We start from the raw sequence: 20,269 nt of genomic DNA, 5'->3' as shown, positions 1-20,269 counted from the left end.
CGCGCCGCCACTTTTGTGGCGCGGGCATTCCCCGGTGTCCCGCCCCAATCCAAAACGGGGGGTTGCCAAACCCTTCCCCCCAAAAACCCGGGGCGCCGGGCCCCCCCGCCCCCACCAGGCTTGGGAGGCTTAGCGAGCTGCGGTCCAGCCCTTGTAATCCTTCAAATTGTCGGCCGTGATCAGCTTCGGGTCGAGCAGTACCGTCGGCTCGGCCGGCTTCTTGCCGGCAAGCAGGTCAGCCGCCATCGTCAGCGACTGGCCGGCCATCACATAGGGATCCTGCGAGGCCGAGGCTTTGATCATCGACGTGCCGGAAGCGAGTTCCTTCTCGATATCGGGCGCGCCGTCGACCGCGGTGAAGATGAACTCCGAGCGGTTGAGCTGCTTGGCCGCAAGCTGGGCGCCGATCGCCGTCGGATCGTTGATGGCGAAGACCGCGTCGATCTTGTCGAAACGGGTCAGCAGCGACTGGAACACTTTCAAGCCGCCGTCACGCGAGCCTTCGGCGTTCTGGTCGTCGGAAAGGATCTTGATGTCGGGGTGTTTTGCCAGCACGTCCTTGCAGCCCTTGACCCGCTCCAGGATCGATGACGAGGCCGGGCCGTTGAGGATGACGTAGTCGCCCTTGCCGCCGGTATGATCGACCAGATACTGGCACGCCTCTTCGCCGGCCTTGACGTTGTTGGTCATCACGGTGACGTCGGCGCCCGGCGCCGAAACGTCGAAGGCGGCAACGACGATGCCGGCCGCCTGTGCCTTCTTGACCGCCGGCGCGATCGCCTTGGCATCGACGGCGTTGAGCATGATGACGTCGACGCCGGCGGCGATGAAGGAATCGACCTGCGAAACCTGCTTGTTGAGGTCGTAGTCGGCCGATACCGAGGTCACCTGCACATTCGGATTGATCTTCTTGGCCGCGTCCTCGATGCCCTTGATGGTGGCGACGAAGAACGGGTTGCCGAGCAGGCCGACCGAGATGCCGACCTTGTTCAGGTCCTTGGCTGATGCCGGCGCGATGACGGCGGCCGCAAAGGCTACGCCGCAGAGCAGTTTAGCGATGGTCTTCATTGTTTTATTTTCCTCCTGATGCCCCGCGCCTCTCACGGTGCGTTACACATGAAACCGGCTCGTTGGATGCCGGCGACTAAGGGCCATCACGTTCTTGCTCCTGCCTGGAGCCGGTAACGGTCGAGGGCGACCGCCACGATGATGACCAATCCCTTGATGATGTACTGCCAGATGTCCGAAACGCCGGCGAGGATGAGCCCGTTGGACAGCACGGCGATGATCAGGCCGCCGATCAGCGTGCCCCAGATCGAGCCGACGCCGCCGACGAAACTGGTGCCGCCGAGGATGACCGCGGCAATGGCGTCGAGTTCGTAGGACTGGCCGAGCTGCAGCCCGTTGGCGGCATAGAGCCGGGCCGCCGACATAGCGCCGCCAAGCCCGGCCAGAAGGCCGGAAACGCCATAGACGAAGAGCAGCACCAGCGGCACTTTGATGCCGGTCAGCCTGGCGGCCTCGGCGTTACCACCGACGGCGTAGATCCAGGTGCCGAGCACGGTGCGCTTGAGCACCAGCCAGGACAGCACCACCACCGCCAGCGCGATGATTACCAGCCACGGAATGCCGAACAGCGAACCGTTGCCGATGAAGTCGAACGGCAGGTCCGCGTTGAACACCGTAGTGTCCTGGCCAAGCAGGCGGGCGACGCCGCGCACGGCGGTCAGCGACCCCAGCGTGACGATGAAAGGCGGCAGCTTGATATAGGCGATCAGCAGCCCGTTGATGATGCCGAAGCCGAGCCCGACGAGAATGGCCGCCGGCACGCCCAGCAGTCCCCAATCGGGCACCAGCGACACCATCACCGCCACCATCGCCGAGGCGGCAAGGATCGAGCCGACGGACAGGTCGATGCCGCCGGTCAGGATGACGAAGGTCATGCCGGCTGCCAGCACGATGTTGATCGACGATTGCTGCATGACGATCAGCAGATTGGTTTGGGTGAAAAAGCGCGGGTTGATGAACTGGAAGCCGACCGCCAGCAGAATCAGGATCGGCAGCATGCCGAGTGCGGCGATGGCGGTGCGCCACCTCGTACCTCTGCCGATCGCCCGGTCGTCCGCTTTCATCGTGTCGGCCACCTTGTCGGTCATCGCTGAGCCGCTCCCGTTGCAAGTTCAATGATCGCTTCCTGCCGCAGCGGCTCGCCTTCCGAGGCCGTCACCTCGCCGGCAATGGTGCCGTCGCGCATCACCAGCACGCGGTCGGCGATGCCGATCACCTCCGGCAGTTCGCTGGAGATCATCAGGATGGCGATGCCTTTCTTGGCCAGGTTGTCGATCAGCCGGTAGATTTCCGACTTCGCCCCGACATCGACGCCGCGGGTCGGCTCGTCGAGGATGACGACCTGCGGCTCGGTTTCCAGCAGGCGGCCGAGCAGCACCTTCTGCTGGTTGCCGCCCGACAGCAAGCCGGCATTGGCCTGCACCGAGCTGGTGCGGATGGAGAGGTCTGACACCGCCTTGGCGGCGCGCTTTTCGGCAGCCGCGAAGTCGCGCAGACCGCCGGCCTTCGCGTCCTTTGCCAGCACGCCCATGCTGATGTTGTCGGAGATCGACATGTCGAGAAACAGGCCAAGTTGCTTGCGGTCCTCGGTCAGGTAGGCGATGCCGGCATCGAGCGCCTCGCTCGGCGAACCGATGGATATCGGTTTGCCGCCGAGCTCCAGCGTGCCCGAGATGTGCCTGTCGGCGCCGAAGATCAGCCGTGCCAGTTCGGTCCGGCCCGAGCCGACCAGGCCGGCCAGTGCCAGCACCTCGCCTTTGTGGAGGTCGAAGGAACAATTCTTTATGAGATTGCCGTCCGACATGCCGCGCACCGACAGCGCGACGGCGCGCTTGCTGTCCGGCGGGCGGTGATCCTTCTTGTAGAAGGTCGACAGATCGCGCCCGACCATCATCGATACCAGGCGCGAGGCGTTCAGGTCGGCGCGGTCGAGCGTGCCGACATAGCCGCTGTCGCGCAGCACGCTGACGCGGTCGGCGAGCTGGTAGACCTCTTCCATGCGGTGGCTGATGTAGATGATGGCGATGCCTTGCGACTTCAGCGTCGCGATCACCTCGAACAGCCGGTCGGTCTCACGCGAGGTCAGCGACGTGGTCGGCTCGTCCATGACGATAATGCGCGCATTGGTCGACAGCGCCCGGGCGATTTCCACCAGCTGGCGCTCGCCGAGCGACAGGCTGGTGACCGGGGTGCGCGCCGAAAAGGCCACGCCGAGCCGCGCGATGATCTCGCTGGCGCGCCGGTTGCACTGCTCGCGGTCGACGATGCCGAACCGTCTTGGCTCGTTGCCGAGGAAGATGTTCTGCGCCACCGACAGATTGGGCGCCAGCGACAGCTCCTGATAGATGACCGCAATGCCGGCGGCGCGCGCCTTGATCGGGTCGCCGGTGGCGGCCGGTACGCCGTCGATCAGGATTTCGCCGCCGGGGTCCGGCCGGTAGGCGCCGGACAGCACCTTCATCAGCGTCGACTTGCCGGCACCGTTCTCGCCCATCAACGCGTGCAACTCGCCGGCGTGAACGGTCAGCGACACATCATGCAAGGCGCGGATCGCCCCGAACGTCTTCGAGATGTGGCGCATCTCCAGCACCGGCTGGCGCACCGTCTCGATCCGAGCGGCGGCGCTCATCGTGCCCCTCCCGAGGCTGCCATGGCCACGCCCCGGTCGGCGGCAAGGCCGCGCCAGTCGTTGCGGTAGCCGGCAAGGCCGCTGAAGCTTGCCGCATGCACCGCCTCCGGCGCCTCGGTGGCAAACTCGCGTCCGACGCTTTCAAAGGCAAGTGCGGCAGCACCGGTGGCGCTGCCCTCCAGCGTTGCGCCCTGCAGGAAGGCCTGCCCGGGCCGCAATTGCGCCAGCAGCGCGGCAAGCAGCCCGCCATTGTTCAGGCCGCCATCGACGATCACCGTATTGTCCGAATGGATCAGCTCGAGGCACAGATCGAGCATCAGCGCGACGTAGAGCAGCGCCACGGCCGCGCGTTCCTCGGCATTGGGCGTACGCCCGACCAGTTCGCCGCGGCGGTGCGGCATCGGGCCGCCGGGCGCGAAGCTCGGCAGCGCCATGATGCCGGCGTCGATCACCCGTTGTACCGATGACGGCGCGATTGCGCCCTGCCAGCCGGCGCTGATCGTGGCGAATTCGCGGCCGCCCATGAAGCGGATGGTCGGCACCGGGCCGCCGTCGACATCGACATTGACCAGCATGTCGCGCTCGCCATCGAGTGCATCGAGCGGACAGTCGGGATTGAGCACGACCACCCAGGTGCCGGTCGAGACCACGGTCACCGGCCCGAGCTGCTGTCGGCGGTAGGCATGGAGCGCAGCATTGCTGTCATGGACGCCGTTGTGGACGGCGACCGGCTTGGCGGCCCGGCTGAAGCGCTGCTCGCCGATCACCGCGCCGGCACGCTCGAAGGCGGGCATCTGGCCGCGCCAGCCCTCGGCATCGACCAGCGAGCTGAAATCGCGTTTGCGCGGCGCCCATAGATGCGAATGGCAGCCGAGATAGGAGACCTCCGACACCGGCCGGCCGCCAAATCGCCAGCTCCAATATTGGGGGTAGCCGAGGATCGACGTCGCTGTGGCGAAGGCACCGGGCTCCACCTCCTTCAGCCACAACATGTGGCGGCCGTAGTTGAAGCCAAGCGGCAGGCGCGGTGAAAAGGTCTCGGCAAAATCTGGAATGCGGCGGTCGATCTGCGCGGCGATTTCAGCTGGCGGTTCCTGCTCGTAATCGAGGATCGGATGCGTCAGCTCGGCTTCGTCGATCAACGCGAAGGTGCAGCCATGGCCGGATACCATCAGCCCTTCCACGCCATGCGTATCGACGGCGTCATCAATGGCGCGAGCCGCCCAGTCGTGCAGCGTTGCCTCGTCGAGCACGCTGAAGCCGCCTTTGCGGATCCAGCTCGGCTGGGTGCGGCGCTCGTCTAGGATCTGTCCGTTCTGGCCGAAGACGAACAGCTTCGAATTGGTCTTGCCGAAATCGAGGACCGCGATGTTCACTGGGCGCCTCCCGAGGAAGCGGCGATCCTCACCGTGACGCCGGCATCTTCGAGCATGCGGGCATCTGTCTCGGACAGGCCGTCATCGGTGACCAGCGTGCCGATCCGCGACAGCGGCAGCGCCACATTGCGCGCGTGGATCGACAGTTTTCGGCTGTCGGCCAGCACGACGATCTGGTCGGCGCAGAGGCTGAGCTCGACGATCGAGCGGACCAGCAGCGGGTGCGATTCCAGAAGGCCTTCCTGGCCGATGCCTTGCGCGCCGAGAAAAAACTTCGAGGCGTAGAACGGCACCGTCTGCGTCAGCGAATGGATGATGCCCGGCTCGCGGTAAAGGTCGCCGCCGGCAACGGTCAGACTGCAATGGCCGTGATCGCTGAGATAGGCCGCGAGCGGCATCGAGTTGGTGTAAAGCCGGATATTGCGGTCGGCGAGCTTGACGCCGAGATGGAAGCAGGTCGAACCGCCATGCACGATGACCGCGTCGCCGTCGCGCACCATGGTGGCGGCGAGAGCGGCGATCTGCCGCTTGGCCTCGACGGCGAGGTCGCGGTTCTCGTCATAGGGCCTGGCATAGGCGACGCCGGCTTGCGAAGCGCCATCGAGCGCCGAGATGCCGCCATAGACCTTGCGCGCTTCGCCGGCCTCATCGATCTTGTCGATGTCGCGCCGCACCGTCGCCGCCGACACGCCAAGCCGCTCCTGCAGCTCGCGCACCGATGCGAAAGGCCGGTCCCGCAAAAGCTCGACGATCTGACGCTGGCGGCCGGAGTCGCTCAACCGTTACCTCCCAATGTGCTTGCCTCCCAAGCCACTGCACGGCATGCCATTTTGCACGGCAATTGGTGCAACTTACTCAACGGCCCTCGGATTGCAAGCCTGATTTGACGCGATAACATCACTGTTGACGTAACTTACTCGCATCTGCGATACCAGCGTCGGTCTTCGTCCCGGCAACAGGGCGTCCAAAGCCGTGGCCACGCGGCCGGTTTGTGGAGGAATTTCGATGACGATCAGTGCGGATGCGCAGGAATTGGCAGCGCTGCGGTCGCTTTCCGCCGAGATTGGCAGCGACCCGCATCTGACCCAGGCCGCCGGCGGCAACACCTCGCTAAAAGCCGGTGGCACGCTCTGGATCAAGGCCTCCGGCACCTGGCTGAAGGACGCGCTCACCGCGGACATCATGGTGCCGGTCAGCATTCCGCCATTGCTCGACGCCATCGAACGACGCGACCCGACCGCCGAACAGCCACAGGCCTTCGCTGTCGGCGCCCTCAATCCGCGCGGCTTGCGCCCCTCGATCGAGACCACCGTACATGCGCTGATGCCGCAGCGCATCGTTCTGCATGTCCACTGTGTCGAGACCATTTCGCTGGCCGTGCAGGCCGACTGCGAGGCCGAGGCCGCCAGGCGGCTCGACGGCCACCAATGGGCATATGTTCCCTATCGCCGGCCGGGACTGCCGCTCGCCCAGGGCATCGCCGAGCGCCTGCGGCCAGGCGTGGACATACTGATCCTCGGCAACCACGGCCTGGTCGTTGCAGCCGACACTGTCGCTGAGGCAGGCATGCTGCTGCGCCGCGTAACCCGGCTGTTGGCACGGCCGCCGCGCCAGGTGGCTGAGCCGGACACCGCGGCATTGATGGCGCGCGCCGGCGACAGCGACTACAGATTGCCGGCGGATGTCGAGGCGCACGCGGTGGCGATCGACCCCGAAAGCTGCCGCATGGCTTCGGGCGGCAGCCTCTACCCCGACCACGTCATCTTTCTCGGCAAGGGCTCGGTCGTGGCGAGGCCGGCCGAGGGTGTGAAGCGCGTCATCGAGCGCTGCGGCGCCGCACCCGCGGCGATCCTGTTTCCCGGCCTCGGCGTGTTGATGCGCGGCGACGCGGGCGCCGGTGCCGACGCCATGCAGCGCTGCCTCGCCGATGTGACCGCGCGGGTCGATGTCGCAGCGAAGCTTAATTATCTGACAGCGGCAGAGAATGACGAACTGATCAACTGGGACGCCGAAAAATATCGCCAGAAACTCAATGCGGGAGGCAGCTGACATGCCGCGTTCGTCTGGCCCGCTTGCCATCGGCATCGACATCGGTACATCCGGCGCGCGCGCCGTCGCCATGCGCCCGGACTTTTCCATTGCCGCGCATTACGCTATTGCCCTCGAGCGATTTGGGCCGAACGGCCGCGACCCCGCCATCTGGTGGGAGGCGGTCGGCGCGACGTTGGCGGAACTGCTCAAATGTATCGATCGCGCGGCAGTGCGCTCGATCGCCGTCGACGGTACGTCGGGTACGCTGCTGCCGGTCGACGGCGCCGGGCGGCCGCTGGCCGAACCGCTGATGTACAACGACAAGGTCGCTGACCACACAATTCTGAGTGAAATAGCCGGCGCAGCACCGGCAACGAGCGCTGCCCTTGGGGCGACGTCCGGTCTCGCCAAGGCATTGTCTTTCCAGCACCTGCCCGGCGTCGCCGCTGTGCTGCACCAGGCCGACTGGATCGCCGGACAGTTCTCCGGCCGCTTCGATGGCAGCGACGAAAACAACGCATTGAAAACCGGCTACGATGTCGAAACCCGCCGCTGGCCGGACTGGATCGCGGCCACCGGAATGCGCATGGAATTGCTGCCTGGCGTCGTGCGGCCGGGCGATGTCACGGGTACGCTCACCGCCAGCGCCGCGAAAATGTTCGGCCTGCCGCGTGATGTGGTCGTGGTCGCCGGCACCACCGATGGCTGTGCGTCGTTCCTGGCAACCGGCGCGACGGCGGCGGGCGACGGCGTCACTGCGCTCGGCTCATCGCTGACCATCAAGATTCTCTCCGACCGGCCGATCTCGGCGCCGCAATTCGGCATCTACAGCCATCGGCTGGGTGACACCTATCTGGCGGGCGGCGCCTCGAACTCCGGCGGCAAGGTTCTGGCCCAGCATTTCCCCGTCGCCCGCATTGTCGAACTCAGCAAAAAAATCGACCCGGCGACCGAGACCGGTCTCGACTATTACCCGCTGCCGGCGCCGGGCGAACGCTTCCCCATAGCCGATCCGGCGCTGCCGCCGCGCCTCGAGCCGCGGCCCGCCGACGACGCCGATTATCTGAAAGCGATGCTCGAGGGTATTGCGGCGATCGAAGCGCTCGGCTATCGCCGGCTTGCCGAACTCGGCGCACCCCGGCTGACATCGGTCAGGAGCGTCGGCGGCGGAGCGGCCAATCCGGCCTGGACGGCAATCCGGCAGCGCAAGCTTGGCGTCGCTCTCGTGCCGGCTCTTTCGGAGGAGGCCGCCGCCGGCACGGCGCGGCTGGCGCTGATGGGCGCTAGCGCAGCGAGGCTTTTATGACGGCCAAGGCAATTCAACACCTCGACGGCATCGCCGCGCTGGCCGAGCGCTATCAGGTATTCCTGCTCGACCAATTTGGTGTGCTGCACGACGGCACCAGCGCCTATCCAGGCGCTGTCGAGGCCTTGTCGGCACTCAAGCGCGCCGGCAAGACCATCGTGCTGATCTCGAATTCCGGCAAGCGGGCGCAACCCAATGAGCGCCGCCTATTGAAGCTCGGCTTCGAACCGGGAAGCTGGGATCACTTTGTCTCCTCCGGCGAGGTGGCGTGGCGCTCCTTCCATCAAATGGCGGCATCCGGAGCCCTGCGCCCGCAGACAAAATGCCTGCTGATCCGCCGCGACAATGACCGTTCGGCTGTCGACGGCCTGCCCTTCGTCCTGGCCAAGGACGGCGACGATGCAGAACTGGTGCTGATTTCCGCCAGCGAGGGCGATCGCTACGACCTCGACCATTATCGCCGGCTTCTTGGTCCGGCGGCGGCGCGCCGGGTGCCATGCTTCTGCACCAATCCCGACAAGATCATGCTGACTGCCGTCGGCCCTCGCTTCGGCGCCGGCCGGCTCGCCGATCTCTATGAGAGCCTCGGCGGCAGCGTGGCGCGCATCGGCAAGCCCAATCCGCAGATATTCGAGGCAGCGCTGGCACTGGTGGGTCACCCGGAGCGCGCCAGCGTGGTCTGCGTCGGCGACAGCGTCGAGCACGACATCGCCGGCGGCAACGGCGTCGGTATCGCGACGACGCTGGTCCTGTCGGGCATATTGGCGGGGGCGCCTGACCTGGACGACGTTTTCGCCGCGCTCAACGCCCGTCCCGACTACATCGCGGATAGCTTCAGGTTTCGTTGAGTTGTTAAGGCGAGACAAAGCTAATCGAGGTTGAAACGCCCGATCACCGGCACGTGGTCCGAGGGCCGTTCCCAGCCGCGTGCCGGCCGCAGGATTTCGTAGCCGGCAAAATGCGGCACCAGGTTTGGCGACGACCAGATATGGTCGAGGCGGCGGCCACGATTTGAGGCCTGCCAATCCTGGGCGCGATAGCTCCACCAGGTGTAGAGTTTCTCCTCGTAAGGCACATTGAGCCGCATCAGGTCGACCCAGTCGCCGGAGAGCCGCATCGCCTCGAAATTTTCCGTCTCGACCGGCGTATGGCTGACGACGTTGAGGAGTTGCTTGTGCGACCAGACATCGTGCTCGAGCGGCGCGATGTTGAGGTCGCCGACCAGGATCGAGCCGGAGTGTTCGTCATGCTCGGCCCGCACGGCGTTCATCTCGGCAACGAAATCGAGCTTGTGCTTGAACTTTCGGTTGACGGCCGGGTCGGGCGCATCGCCGCCGGCCGGAACGTAGAAATTGTGCAGCAGGATCGTTTTGCCGCCGGCCTTGACGGTGACCGACAGATGCCGGCTGTCGTCGATCTCGCAGAAGCGGCGCTTTTCGACCACCTCGATCGGCCGGCGCGCTATGGTCGCAACGCCGTGATAGCCCTTCTGGCCATGGAAGGCGATGTGCTCGTAGCCGAGCTTGCGGAACGCCTTCTCCGGAAACAATTCGTCCGGAACCTTGGTTTCCTGCAGGCAGAGCACGTCCGGCGCCTGCTCGACCAGCAGGCGCTCGACGATCGGCATGCGCAGCCGAACGGAGTTGATGTTCCAGGTAGCGACGGAAAACGGCATGTGGGGTTCCGGACAACGCAAGATCCGCCGGATGGCTCCGACGGAAGTCAATCGCGGAAACTACTGCCAGCCGCGCACCGCAAAAACAAGCCGCCCGCACCAACGCGCAAAAGCCATCCCGCAGCAGTAGAAAGTTACCGCGTCTTGGTGTTCAGCTCGCGGTTCGCCGTATAATCGATGGCGAAGGTGTCGGGGGCGAAGCTGACGCCCTCCTTGGTGTTGAAGATCATCACCGTTGTGTCCTTGCCTTGCGCATCGGTGATGGTCCACTGCCGCAATTCATAGGATTTCGGATCGAACATCATGGTGATCTTCGAATTGCCGAACACTGATTTGTCGGCAAGCTGGATGGTGGTGAGATCGTTTTCTTCCTTGACGCTTCTGACGCGTCCGCCCGAGAGATCGATCTTGTCGTCGAGCAGCAGCTTCAGCGGCGTCTTCGACAGCGGATAGAGGTCGGAGGTCCGCAGTTTCTTGTTGAGGATGACCACCGACTTGCCGTCGGAAATCACCCTGAAGTTCGAGGCGCCGTCATAATTGAAGCGGATCTTGCCCGGCCGTTCCAGAAAGAACTTGCCGCCGGTCTGCTCGCCCTTGGGCCCGAACTGCACGAACTCGCCGCTCATCGATTTGACCGAGGAGAAATGATCGGCGATCTTCTGCGCCGTCGCCGGAACCGCTGCTTGCGCCGACGCCAGCAGCTGGAAGCCGGGCACGACATTGGCGGCCGCCGCACCGGCCAGGACCAGACCGAGGCCGAGCACCTGCCGGCGGGTTGGGGCAAAAACCCTTTTTGGGGCGAGAGTTGCGTTTTTCATGCCGGTCACCATCATCTGATTGCTTGCTCGTTATATTGGTCTGGCCCCCCAGTTGGGCTTAAGTTTGGCGGGCCGCACGGCGCTCATCGTTGCAACGCGCCAAAAGGTTCAAAGTTGCCGGCGCGGATGCGCTCTAGAACTTGTCGTCCTCCGTCGGCACCAGGATTTCGCGTTTTCCGGCATGGTTGGCCGGGCCGACAATGCCTTCCTTCTCCATCCTCTCAATGATCGAGGCGGCGCGGTTGTAGCCGATGCCGAGCCGGCGCTGGATGTAGCTGGTCGAGGCCTTGCCGTCGCGCAGCACCACCGCAACCGCCTGGTCGTAGGGATCGTCGGAATCCTCGAAATTGCCGCCGTCTCCGCCGCCACTGCCTTTGCCCGTCGGCTCGTCGTCATCCTTGTCGTCGTCCTCGGTGATAGCGTCGAGATATTCCGGCACGCCCTGCAGCTTCAGATGCGCGACGATCTTCTCCACCTCGTCGTCGGAGACGAAGGGACCGTGCACGCGCTGGATGCGGCCGCCGCCGGCCATGTAGAGCATGTCGCCCATGCCGAGCAGCTGTTCGGCGCCCTGCTCGCCCAGGATGGTGCGGCTGTCGATCTTCGATGTCACCTGGAACGAGATACGGGTCGGGAAATTCGCCTTGATGGTGCCGGTGATGACGTCGACCGACGGCCGCTGCGTTGCCATAATGACATGGATGCCGGCGGCGCGCGCCATCTGCGCCAGGCGCTGCACCGCGCCTTCGATGTCCTTGCCGGCGACCATCATCAAATCGGCCATCTCGTCGATGATGACGACGATGTAGGGCATCGGCTCGAGGTCGAGGTTCTCCGTCTCGTAGATCGCTTCGCCGGTCTGGCGGTCGAAGCCGGTCTGCACGGTGCGGGAGATCCTTTCGCCCTTTTTCTCGGCCTGCTGCACGCGCGCGTTGAAACCGTCGATGTTGCGCACGCCCACCTTCGACATCTTGCGGTAGCGGTCCTCCATCTCGCGCACGGTCCATTTCAGCGCCACCACCGCCTTCTTCGGATCGGTGACCACCGGCGTCAGAAGATGCGGAATGCCGTCATAGACCGAGAGTTCCAGCATCTTTGGATCGATCATGATCAGCCGGCAGTCCTGCGGCGTCAGCCGATAGAGCAGCGACAGGATCATGGTGTTGATGGCGACGGACTTGCCCGAGCCGGTGGTGCCGGCGACCAGCACGTGCGGCATTTTGGCGATGTCGACGATCACCGCCTCGCCATTGATGGTCTTGCCCAGCGCCAGCGCCAGCTTGGCCTTGGTGGTCTCGAAATCGCGGCTGGCCATGATCTCGCGCAGATAGACGGTCTCGCGCCTGGCGTTCGGCAATTCGATGCCGATGGCATTGCGGCCCGGCACCACGGCGACACGGCAGGCGATGGCGCTCATCGAGCGGGCGATGTCGTCGGACAGGCCGATGACCCGCGACGATTTGATGCCCGGCGCGGGTTCCAGCTCGTAGAGCGTGACGACCGGACCCGGACGCACATGGATGATTTCGCCCTTGACGCCGAAATCCTCCAGCACGCCCTCGAGCAGGCGGGCGTTCTGCTCCAGCGCGTCCTTGGACAGGCTTGCGTCGCGCACCACGTTCTTCGGTTCCGACAGGAAATGCAGCGACGGCATCTCGAATTTCTCCGAGCCGATCAGCGACGCCTGCGCCTCGCGCTGGACGCGGGCGCCTGGTGCCGGCCGCGGCGCCGGCGCCTCGACGCGCGTCGCCGCGTCGGAGCGGAAGTTCTGCACCTTTGCCGTCGGCGCGGCGCGGCGCTGGCCGGCCGGCTCGGGCGCGAAATCCATGTCGTCATTGTCGTCGTTATCGAAGACGTCGGCATCGTCGGGGTCGATCGAGGCACTGCGGTCGTTGACCATGGCGGCGAAGAATTCCGGCTCGACGCGGGCGCGCCCGCCCGGGCTCATCCGCGCCTCGGCGAACTCGGCCGATTCGACCCGTTCGGCCGCCCGTCGCCAGGCGCTGGGGCGCGGTTCCATCTCCGGTTCGAAATCGTCGCGCTCGCGCCGGCGCGCGGCGCGGCGGCGCAGATAGGCCCGCAGCGACAGCCACCAGTGGGTGATGGCGCCAAGTGCCAATATGCCTTCGTCGCCCTCGTCCTCGTCATTGTCGAAAAGCAGGTCGTCCTGCGGATCGGGCACGGCAGGCTGTTCGAGGACGGCAAAGCCGTTCTTGCGCGAAATCAGCGCCGAGCCATACAAGAATACCCACAGCGCCGGGGCTGCCAGGAGCACGGCGAGCACGCTGGCGACGAGGCCGGTCGGATAGCCGCCGATGATGAGGCCTGGGATATTGAGCACCATATCGCCGAATACGCCGCCGAGGCCGGTCGGCAGCGGCCAGGTCTTGGGCGGCACCACGCAGCCGGCGATTGCCGCGCCAAGCAGCGAAAACCCGAACCAGGCGAGCGCCCGTTTCGGCAGCCTGTCGACGCCGCGCGCGGTAAACAGCAGAAACCCCCAGATCACCGCCGGCACCAACGCCGCAACCGCCGCAAGTCCGAAGAACTGCATGGCGATGTCGGAAAAGACGGCGCCCGCATAACCCATTGCATTGGTGACGGTATTATCAGTGGCATGCGAAAAGCTCGGATCGGCGACGTTCCAGGTGGCAAGGGCGGCGACGCCGAAGCCAACCAGAGCAAACAGCCCGGCACCGACCAGCCGCCCGACCTGGCGCCTCGCGAACGCCCGGATGCCGTGCCCGGTATCGGCCAGCGCAAGCGGTGCTGAAGCCCCTGAACGCATGCTCTTCCTCGTCTGTCGTTGCCCGGCCGGGGCGCGGACGCGCAACACGGCAGATTCGGCTGTCAGACTAGCGGCGGGAAGGTTAAGGGCGCATTAACCATGGGCATTCTGCGTCACCGGAACGGGCCACCGCCACCACAGTTCGGAGCCGCTGCGGCCGATGTTTCACGCCGCCGGCGGATCGAGCACCTTGATCAAGCGACCGCGATCGAGCCATCACGGCCATCCGCGCGCAAAAAAGAGGCCCGGAAGGTTTCCGGGCCTCAAGGCGTGAGTCCTTTCGGGAGCGTCACGACGGGATCTTCCCGGCACCGGCAAAACGCCGATGCCCGCCAATGCCTTTACGCCACCACTTCGCCGTGCTGGCTGATGTCGAGGCCTTCGACCTCTTCCTGGGTGGAAGGACGCAGGCCGACCAGCGCCTTGACGATGTAGAGGATCACGAAGCTCGCGATCGCCGTCCACAGGATGGTGAAGACGATACCGTAGAGCTGCTTGCCGACAGAGGCGCCCGAGCCGAGGCTGTTGATCGCCGGATCGGCGAGCACGCCGGTCAGCAATGCACCGATGATACCGCCGATGCCGTGCACGCCGAATGCATCGAGCGAGTCGTCATAGCCGAACGCGTGCTTGAGCTTGACGGCCGAGACGTAGCACAGCACGCCCGCGACGATGCCGACGATGAAGGCGCCGGTCGGGTTGACGAAGCCGGAAGCCGGCGTCACCGCGACCAGGCCAGCGACGGCGCCCGAGATGATCCCGAGAACGCTCGGCTTCTTGGCGACGATCCATTCGGCGAACATCCAGGCGAGCGCCGCAGCGGCAGCGGCAACCTGGGTGTTCAGCATCGCGGCACCGGCAAGGCCGTCGGCGGCCAGTTCCGAACCGGCGTTAAAGCCGAACCAGCCGACCCACAGCAGCGAAGCACCGATTACGGAGTAGACCAGGTTGTGCGGCGCCATGTTGGTTGTGCCGTAGCCTTCACGCTTGCCGAGAACCAGCGCGCAGACCAGGCCGGCAACACCGGCATTGATGTGAACGACCGTGCCGCCGGCGAAATCGAGAACGCCGGCTGTGCCGAGGAAGCCGCCGCCCCACACCCAGTGCGCGATCGGGGCATAGACCACCAGCAGCCACGCCCCCATGAAGATGAGCAGCGCCGAGAACTTCATGCGTTCGGCGAAGGCGCCGGCAATCAGCGCCGGTGTGATGATGGCGAAGGTCATCTGGAACATCGAGAAGACGAACTCAGGGATGTTCGCCACGCCCGGCAGCCACAGCGACGAGGTGGTGATGCCGTTGTGGAAGAACTTCGAGAAGCCGCCGAGATAGGCATTCATGCCGCCACCATCCGAGAAGGCCAGCGAATAGCCGAACATGAACCACAGCACCGTCACCAGGCAGGTGATGGCAAAGCTCTGCATGATCGTGGCGAGCACGTTCTTCTTGCGCACCATGCCGCCATAAAACAGCGCCAGGCCCGGTATGGTCATCATCAGCACCAGCGCCGTCGAGGTCAGCATCCAGGCGGTGTTGCCGGTGTCGAGCGCGGGCGCTGGGGCAGCCGGTGCTGCCGGTGCCGCTTCCTGCGCGAACGCAGCAACCGTGCCCAGTGCAGCGAGAGCGAGCGAGCCCAAAACGGCCGCGCGTCCCGTTATCTTCAAGGTGGAAGGAATATTCATTGAACTCTCCATTGGAATACGTATCGGCGGCTCAAAGCGCGTCGGTGTCTGTTTCGCCGGTGCGAATGCGCACCGCCTGGTCGATGCCGAAAACGAAGATCTTGCCGTCGCCGATCTGGCCGGTCTTGGCCGCCGCGGTGATGGCTTCGACCGCCCTGTCGACCATGTCGACGGCGACCGCGACTTCGATCTTGATCTTCGGCAGGAAGCTGACCGCGTATTCCGCCCCGCGATAGATTTCCGTGTGCCCCTTCTGGCGTCCGTAGCCTTTTACTTCGGTGACGGTCAGGCCCTGGATGCCGACCGCGGTGAGCGCCTCGCGCACCTCGTCGAGCTTGAACGGCTTTATGATTGCCATCACGATCTTCATAAGGTTTCACCCTTTGCTGTTGCGGGTCCCCGCGTTTTGCACGACTTCGCCGATCCCCATGAGAGCCGGAGAGTGCCCGCTAGGATTCAAGCTCCGTGCCAATTGCCGAAGCAGGGTGTTAAGCTGTTGTTAAACAACGAAATCGGGAAGGTTTGCCGACTGCCTGTTCACAGTCGCGGCAGTGCATATGATTAAAAAATAGGCAAATTTCGAAAAATGCCTACTCCGCAGGCGGTCGCTTCAGCCGGATGAGTCCTTCTTGGGCAACCGATGCGATCAACGTGCCGTCGCGGGCAAACAGCGAGCCGCGGGTAAAACCGCGCGATCCTTGCGTCGACGGGCTGTCTTGCGTGTACAGCATCCAGTCGTCGAGCGGGTGGCTGCGGTGGAACCACATGGCATGGTCGAGGCTGGCTGCCTGGATATCGCGATCGAAAATGGCGCGGCCATGGGCAAAGGTCGAGGTGTCGAGCAGAGTCATGTCGGAGAGGTAAGCGAGCACGGCCGCCTGCGTGGCGCGGTCGGCCGGCACCGGGCCGGTGGTGCGGATCCAGATGTTCTGCTTCGGCTCGAGCTTTTCCCGGCTGGTATAATGCTTCAGCATTACCGGCTTCATCTCGATCGGCCGGTCGCGCTCCCAATAGCGCTTGATGCCCTCGGGCACCGCTTCGCCGAACTTGCCCAGCAACTCACGTTGCGACAGCAACGTGTCGGGCGCCGGCACGTCCTGCGGCATCGGCACCTGATGTTCCAGGCCGACCTCATCCTGCTGGAACGAGGCTTCCAGCGAAAAGATCGCCTGGCCGTGCTGGATCGCGACGACGCGGCGCGTGGTGAAGGAGCCGCCGTCGCGGATGCGGTCGACCTCGTAGATGATCGGCACCTTGGTGTCGCCCGGCCGCATGAAATAGCCATGCAGCGAGTGCACATGGCGCTCGGGCTCGACCGTTCGCTGCGCGGCGACCAGCGCCTGGGCGATGGTCTGGCCGCCGAAGATGCGCTGCCAGTCGAGCTTGGGGCTGCGACCACGATACAGGTTGTGTTCCAGCTGCTCGAGGTCGAGAATGCCGAGAAGCTCGTCCATGGCTGCCGTCATCTTGACCTCGCCGCAAAATTACCATGGCGGTTTCCGACAGGAACAGCGGGCAGTCAAGGGCGGAAAGCCCGGCGACGGTCAGGCTGCGAAAGGAATTGCGATGGTGGACAGCAAGAATTCGCTCGACGTTCTTGTCGCCGGCGCCGGCTATGTCGGCCTGGCCGCCGCCGTATCGCTGAAGCAGGCGCGGCCGAGCCTTGCCGTTGCCGTCGTCGATGCAGCACCCGCCGGGGTCTGGCGGAAGGACGGCCGCGCCTCGGCGATTGCCGCCGCCGCGTGCCGCATGCTCGACCAGCTCGGCGTCTGGAACGAGATCGCGCCGGAGGCGCAGGCGATCACCGAAATGATCGTCACTGATTCGCGCACATCCGATCCGGTCCGCCCGGTGTTCCTCACTTTCGATGGCGAGGTCGCGCCCGGCGAACCCTTTGCGCATATGGTCGCCAACAAGGATTTGAACGGCGCCTTGCGCCGGCGCGCCGAACAACTCGGCATCGGCATCATCGAAGGCGTCGCCGTCAGCGCCTTCGACATCAACGGCGCCGGCATAACCATGCATCTTGCCGACGGCGCGACGCTGAAGGCGCGGCTGCTGGTCGCCGCCGACGGCGTCAACTCGAAGCTGCGCGACATGGCCGGCATCAAGACGGTGAAATGGGAGTATGGCCAGTCCGGCATCGTCTGCACGGTGGCGCATGAGCGGCCGCACAACGGCCGCGCCGAAGAGCATTTCCTTCCCGCAGGCCCGTTTGCCACGCTGCCGCTCAAGCCGGGCAAGGACGGCACCAACCGCTCGTCGATCGTCTGGGTCGAACGGTCGCACGATGCCGACAAGCTGGTCAGTGGCGACACCCTGGTCCTGGAATATGAGCTCGAGCAGCGCTTTGGCCTGAAACTCGGCGAAATCCATATCGCCGACAAGCCGCGTGCCTGGCCGCTTGGGCTGATCATTGCGCGCGCCTTCGTCGCGCCGCGCATCGCCTTGGCCGGCGACGCCGCCCACGGCATCCACCCGATCGCCGGCCAGGGTCTGAATCTCGGCTTCAAGGACGTGGCGGCGCTAGCCGAAGTGGTGGTCGAGGCCGACCGGCTCGGCCAGGACATCGGCGCGCTGGACGTGCTTGAGCGCTACCAGCAATGGCGGCGTTTCGACACGGTGCAGATGGGCATCACCACCGATGTGCTGAACCGGCTGTTTTCCAACGATTTCGGCCCGCTGCGCACTTTGCGCGACATCGGCCTCGGCCTTGTCGAGCGCATGCCGCGGCTGAAGGGGTTCTTCATCCGCCAGGCGTCGGGTCTGTCCGGCGACACGCCGAAACTGTTGAAGGGCGAGGCGATCTAGGCCCGGCAAGCGCGCGCGTTTTACTGGCGTTCGGTCAGTTGACCTCAAAGCCTAGCTTCTGGCGCAGCCGGAGCATGCGCTGGTCGGGAATCGGCAGGTTTTGTCCACCAGCTTCCGCCGCACGGCTGACCATTCGCAGCAGATCGTTCCTTTCAGCTGCGTCGAGCCGTTCGCGCAGGAACGGTGCCAGCTTGTCGATGACGACCGTGGCGTCGTCGATTTGCGATGCCGCCCATTTGGCGTAGATCACGGCTTCATCGGTCTGCTTTTTGTCGGCGATCTCCGAGATCACCGATCGAATGGCGGCTTCGCGTTGCGGCAGCACAGGACCATGCTCGGAAACAATCGCGGTGATCAGCGTCGCGGCGGCGACGACCGGATCGTCGATCGCCGTCAGCGGCGAGAGCGCCGCCTGCGTGCGCAGCTTCTTGCGGCGAATATTGCCCTGGACGCGGCCAACGACGTCGGCAACCTCACGCGCCGCGTCGTTCATGATCTTCAGCCGGTACCACCAGAACGCCGCTGCCCCCAGCAGGCCGATTGCAGCAATCAATATATGCATACCCCAAGATCCCCAATCTCGGGCGACGATAGAAGAAGTATTGCTTCGCTTCAACACGCAAAAGTTGCATCGATCGAAGAAAACGAAAGCCTGCGCCAGTCATCGGCCGCCATCACTTTGCCAAGGATCTTATCGGGACATCCCTACGACCCCGGTACGTTGTAGATCGCCCGCACCTCGATCGTGCCGATTTCGGCCAGCGGGATTCCGCCGGCGATCTCCAGCGCCTCGTCGAGATCCCCGGCCTCGATCATGACGAAACCGAGCAGCTGCTCCTTGGTCTCGGCGAAGGGGCCGTCAGTGACCAGCCGCTTGCCCTGGCGCCGGCGCACGGTCTTCGATGTCTTCACCGATTGCAGCGCCTGCGCGATGATCAGGCGGCCGCTTTGCGCCACCGACCTGTCATAGGCCAGCGAATCGGCGTCGAGCTTGGCCAGCCTCGCAGGCGTCATTGCGTAGAGATCTTTTTCTTCACCATAGACCAGGCAAACGTATCTCATCTTTACCTCCATTCCTGGGTTGGACCGTAGGACGAGGCTACGGAAACATTGGCCGGGCCTTTGGCCGCGGCATAGTCGAGCCCCGCAGCATAATCCAGAAAGGACACCGTAATGCCGATGATGGCAATCGCCGCAAGCAGTCGGCCGAAGCCGGAAGGCCGCAGGCGCGACCAGTCGGCTTGTTGTTCACCGGCCATGTGGCTGGTGCTTGTCCAGTGAGCAGAAAACAGATTGTTCATGTGGTCCTCCATCCGGCCACCAATTCCATGGCCGCCCGCAGGACGGCCGGGACAGATGGAAGTCGACATTTTTGCACGCGTATTTTTTCGAATTTTTTTCGCTCGAACATGGTGTGTCACGCTGCCGCCGATACGAAAGCGTGGGTGGCCTTCGCTCCGGCGCGCGCTATAGTCGACCGGACGCCGACTACGGGCTCAATCACGACAATCAAGGAGGAATTGATGGACCGCACCGCCAACGCCGTTTGGAAAGGCAGTTTCAAGGAAGGCAAAGGCACGCTCGATACCCAGAGCGGGACGCTGAAAGGCACGCCCTATTCTGCCAAGATGCGTTTCGAGGACGAGAGCGGCAAATCCGGCACCAACCCGGAAGAGCTGATCGCCGCCGCCCATGCCGGCTGCTTTGCCATGCAACTTTCGCATCTTCTTGCCGAGAACGGCACTCCGGCTACCGAGCTCGACGCCAAGGCCGTGGTGACACTGGTCCCCGGCACCGGTATCACCGGCAGCGCGATCACGCTGATCGGCAAGGTACCGGGCATCGATGCCGCCAAATTCCAGGAACTAGCCGAAAAAGCCAAGGGCGGATGCCCGGTCTCGAAGGCGCTCGGCGCCATCAAGGTGTCGCTCGACGCCAGGCTCGGGTGAGCCGCCAAACGAACGTCGGCGATCCTTCGCGCCCCCCTCTGCCCTGCCGGGCATCTCCCCCTCAAGGGGGTGTTTGGACCGGGGACATCGCGAACAGGTGTGCGAGGACATCGCGAACAGTTTGGCGCGCTTTGCG

At 64.6% G+C, this 20,269-nt stretch carries 19 protein-coding genes; 5 read left to right on the top strand and 14 right to left on the bottom strand.

The genetic code is table 11. From position 1 onward, the window contains the following. Positions 1 to 129: 129 nt before the first annotated feature. The 5 genes from NKJ17_RS31960 to NKJ17_RS31940 all read right to left on the bottom strand — a co-directional run bounded on the left by NKJ17_RS31960 (position 130) and on the right by NKJ17_RS31940 (position 5,852). A complete protein-coding gene (locus tag NKJ17_RS31960) occupies positions 130 to 1,068 on the bottom strand; it encodes an ABC transporter substrate-binding protein (RefSeq protein WP_254817805.1) in 939 nt (312 codons plus the stop codon). Positions 1,069 to 1,154: 86 nt separating this feature from the next. Continuing rightward, positions 1,155 to 2,132, bottom strand: a complete 978-nt coding sequence (locus NKJ17_RS31955; RefSeq protein ID WP_502896084.1) for an ABC transporter permease subunit — start codon at positions 2,130 to 2,132, stop codon at positions 1,155 to 1,157. Between the two features lie 20 nt (positions 2,133 to 2,152). Next, positions 2,153 to 3,697 carry a sugar ABC transporter ATP-binding protein gene (locus tag NKJ17_RS31950; RefSeq protein ID WP_352691698.1) on the bottom strand — a complete coding sequence of 515 codons (1,545 nt, stop codon included), beginning with the start codon at positions 3,695 to 3,697 and terminating at the stop codon, positions 2,153 to 2,155. Further along, positions 3,694 to 5,073, bottom strand: a complete 1,380-nt coding sequence (locus tag NKJ17_RS31945; protein WP_352691696.1) for an FGGY-family carbohydrate kinase — start codon at positions 5,071 to 5,073, stop codon at positions 3,694 to 3,696. The genes NKJ17_RS31950 and NKJ17_RS31945 overlap by 4 nt, the downstream gene beginning before the upstream one ends. Continuing rightward, entirely contained in the window at positions 5,070 to 5,852 is a 783-nt protein-coding gene (locus NKJ17_RS31940) for a DeoR/GlpR family DNA-binding transcription regulator (RefSeq protein ID WP_352649392.1), read from the bottom strand. Before NKJ17_RS31940 ends, NKJ17_RS31945 begins: the two co-directional genes overlap by 4 nt. 226 nt (positions 5,853 to 6,078) lie before the next feature. Between NKJ17_RS31940 and NKJ17_RS31935 the strand changes: the two genes are divergently transcribed. Genes NKJ17_RS31935 through NKJ17_RS31925 form a run of 3 tightly spaced genes read left to right on the top strand, consistent with a single transcriptional unit; the run spans position 6,079 to position 9,258 of the window. Further along, positions 6,079 to 7,122, top strand: a complete 1,044-nt coding sequence (locus NKJ17_RS31935) for a class II aldolase/adducin family protein (RefSeq protein WP_352691695.1) — start codon at positions 6,079 to 6,081, stop codon at positions 7,120 to 7,122. A 1-nt stretch (position 7,123) separates the two neighbouring features. After that, on the top strand, positions 7,124 to 8,410 hold the full coding sequence (locus tag NKJ17_RS31930; protein ID WP_352691693.1) for an FGGY-family carbohydrate kinase: 1,287 nt from the start codon (positions 7,124 to 7,126) through the stop codon (positions 8,408 to 8,410). Next, a complete protein-coding gene (locus NKJ17_RS31925) occupies positions 8,407 to 9,258 on the top strand; it encodes a TIGR01459 family HAD-type hydrolase (protein WP_352691691.1) in 852 nt (283 codons plus the stop codon). The genes NKJ17_RS31930 and NKJ17_RS31925 overlap by 4 nt, the downstream gene beginning before the upstream one ends. Positions 9,259 to 9,278: 20 nt before the next feature. Here the strand turns inward: NKJ17_RS31925 and NKJ17_RS31920 are convergent, their stop codons facing one another. The 6 genes from NKJ17_RS31920 to tesB all read right to left on the bottom strand — a co-directional run bounded on the left by NKJ17_RS31920 (position 9,279) and on the right by tesB (position 16,839). Further along, on the bottom strand, positions 9,279 to 10,085 hold the full coding sequence (locus tag NKJ17_RS31920; protein ID WP_352691689.1) for an exodeoxyribonuclease III: 807 nt from the start codon (positions 10,083 to 10,085) through the stop codon (positions 9,279 to 9,281). Positions 10,086 to 10,219: 134 nt separating this feature from the next. Then, positions 10,220 to 10,903, bottom strand: a complete 684-nt coding sequence (locus NKJ17_RS31915) for an outer membrane lipoprotein carrier protein LolA (protein WP_352691687.1) — start codon at positions 10,901 to 10,903, stop codon at positions 10,220 to 10,222. A gap of 133 nt (positions 10,904 to 11,036) precedes the next feature. Beyond that, positions 11,037 to 13,691 carry an FtsK/SpoIIIE family DNA translocase gene (locus tag NKJ17_RS31910; protein WP_352691685.1) on the bottom strand — a complete coding sequence of 885 codons (2,655 nt, stop codon included), beginning with the start codon at positions 13,689 to 13,691 and terminating at the stop codon, positions 11,037 to 11,039. Positions 13,692 to 14,032: 341 nt separating this feature from the next. Beyond that, positions 14,033 to 15,355 carry an ammonium transporter gene (locus tag NKJ17_RS31905; RefSeq protein WP_254818068.1) on the bottom strand — a complete coding sequence of 441 codons (1,323 nt, stop codon included), beginning with the start codon at positions 15,353 to 15,355 and terminating at the stop codon, positions 14,033 to 14,035. A gap of 49 nt (positions 15,356 to 15,404) precedes the next feature. Next, positions 15,405 to 15,743 (bottom strand): P-II family nitrogen regulator, encoded by a 339-nt coding sequence (locus NKJ17_RS31900; protein ID WP_254817816.1) that lies wholly within the window; start codon positions 15,741 to 15,743, stop codon positions 15,405 to 15,407. 220 nt (positions 15,744 to 15,963) lie between these two features. Then, positions 15,964 to 16,839: an acyl-CoA thioesterase II gene (gene tesB, locus NKJ17_RS31895; protein ID WP_352691683.1), complete on the bottom strand. Its 876-nt coding sequence runs from the start codon at positions 16,837 to 16,839 to the stop codon at positions 15,964 to 15,966. A 100-nt stretch (positions 16,840 to 16,939) separates the two neighbouring features. Between tesB and NKJ17_RS31890 the strand changes: the two genes are divergently transcribed. Then, positions 16,940 to 18,184, top strand: coding sequence for a ubiquinone biosynthesis hydroxylase (locus tag NKJ17_RS31890; RefSeq protein WP_352691702.1), 1,245 nt, complete (start codon positions 16,940 to 16,942; stop codon positions 18,182 to 18,184). Between the two features lie 34 nt (positions 18,185 to 18,218). On the opposite strand, the gene NKJ17_RS31885 is transcribed toward NKJ17_RS31890, so the two are convergent. The 3 genes from NKJ17_RS31885 to NKJ17_RS31875 form a co-directional block, all read right to left on the bottom strand. After that, positions 18,219 to 18,746 (bottom strand): hypothetical protein, encoded by a 528-nt coding sequence (locus NKJ17_RS31885; protein WP_352691681.1) that lies wholly within the window; start codon positions 18,744 to 18,746, stop codon positions 18,219 to 18,221. Between the two features lie 143 nt (positions 18,747 to 18,889). Continuing rightward, positions 18,890 to 19,246 (bottom strand): YciI family protein, encoded by a 357-nt coding sequence (locus NKJ17_RS31880; protein ID WP_352479974.1) that lies wholly within the window; start codon positions 19,244 to 19,246, stop codon positions 18,890 to 18,892. Between the two features lie 2 nt (positions 19,247 to 19,248). Continuing rightward, on the bottom strand, positions 19,249 to 19,485 hold the full coding sequence (locus NKJ17_RS31875) for a hypothetical protein (protein ID WP_352691680.1): 237 nt from the start codon (positions 19,483 to 19,485) through the stop codon (positions 19,249 to 19,251). Positions 19,486 to 19,707: 222 nt separating this feature from the next. On the opposite strand from NKJ17_RS31875, the gene NKJ17_RS31870 reads away from it, so the two are divergent. Further along, positions 19,708 to 20,133, top strand: coding sequence for an OsmC family protein (locus NKJ17_RS31870; protein ID WP_352691679.1), 426 nt, complete (start codon positions 19,708 to 19,710; stop codon positions 20,131 to 20,133). Positions 20,134 to 20,269 lie beyond the last annotated feature (136 nt).

Origin of the sequence: Mesorhizobium sp. M0208 (assembly GCF_040322015.1) — a bacterium.
Lineage (GTDB): Bacteria > Pseudomonadota > Alphaproteobacteria > Rhizobiales > Rhizobiaceae > Mesorhizobium.
Note: the sequence above shows the minus strand (reverse complement) of the source record. Positions and strands in the feature narration are given on the sequence as shown.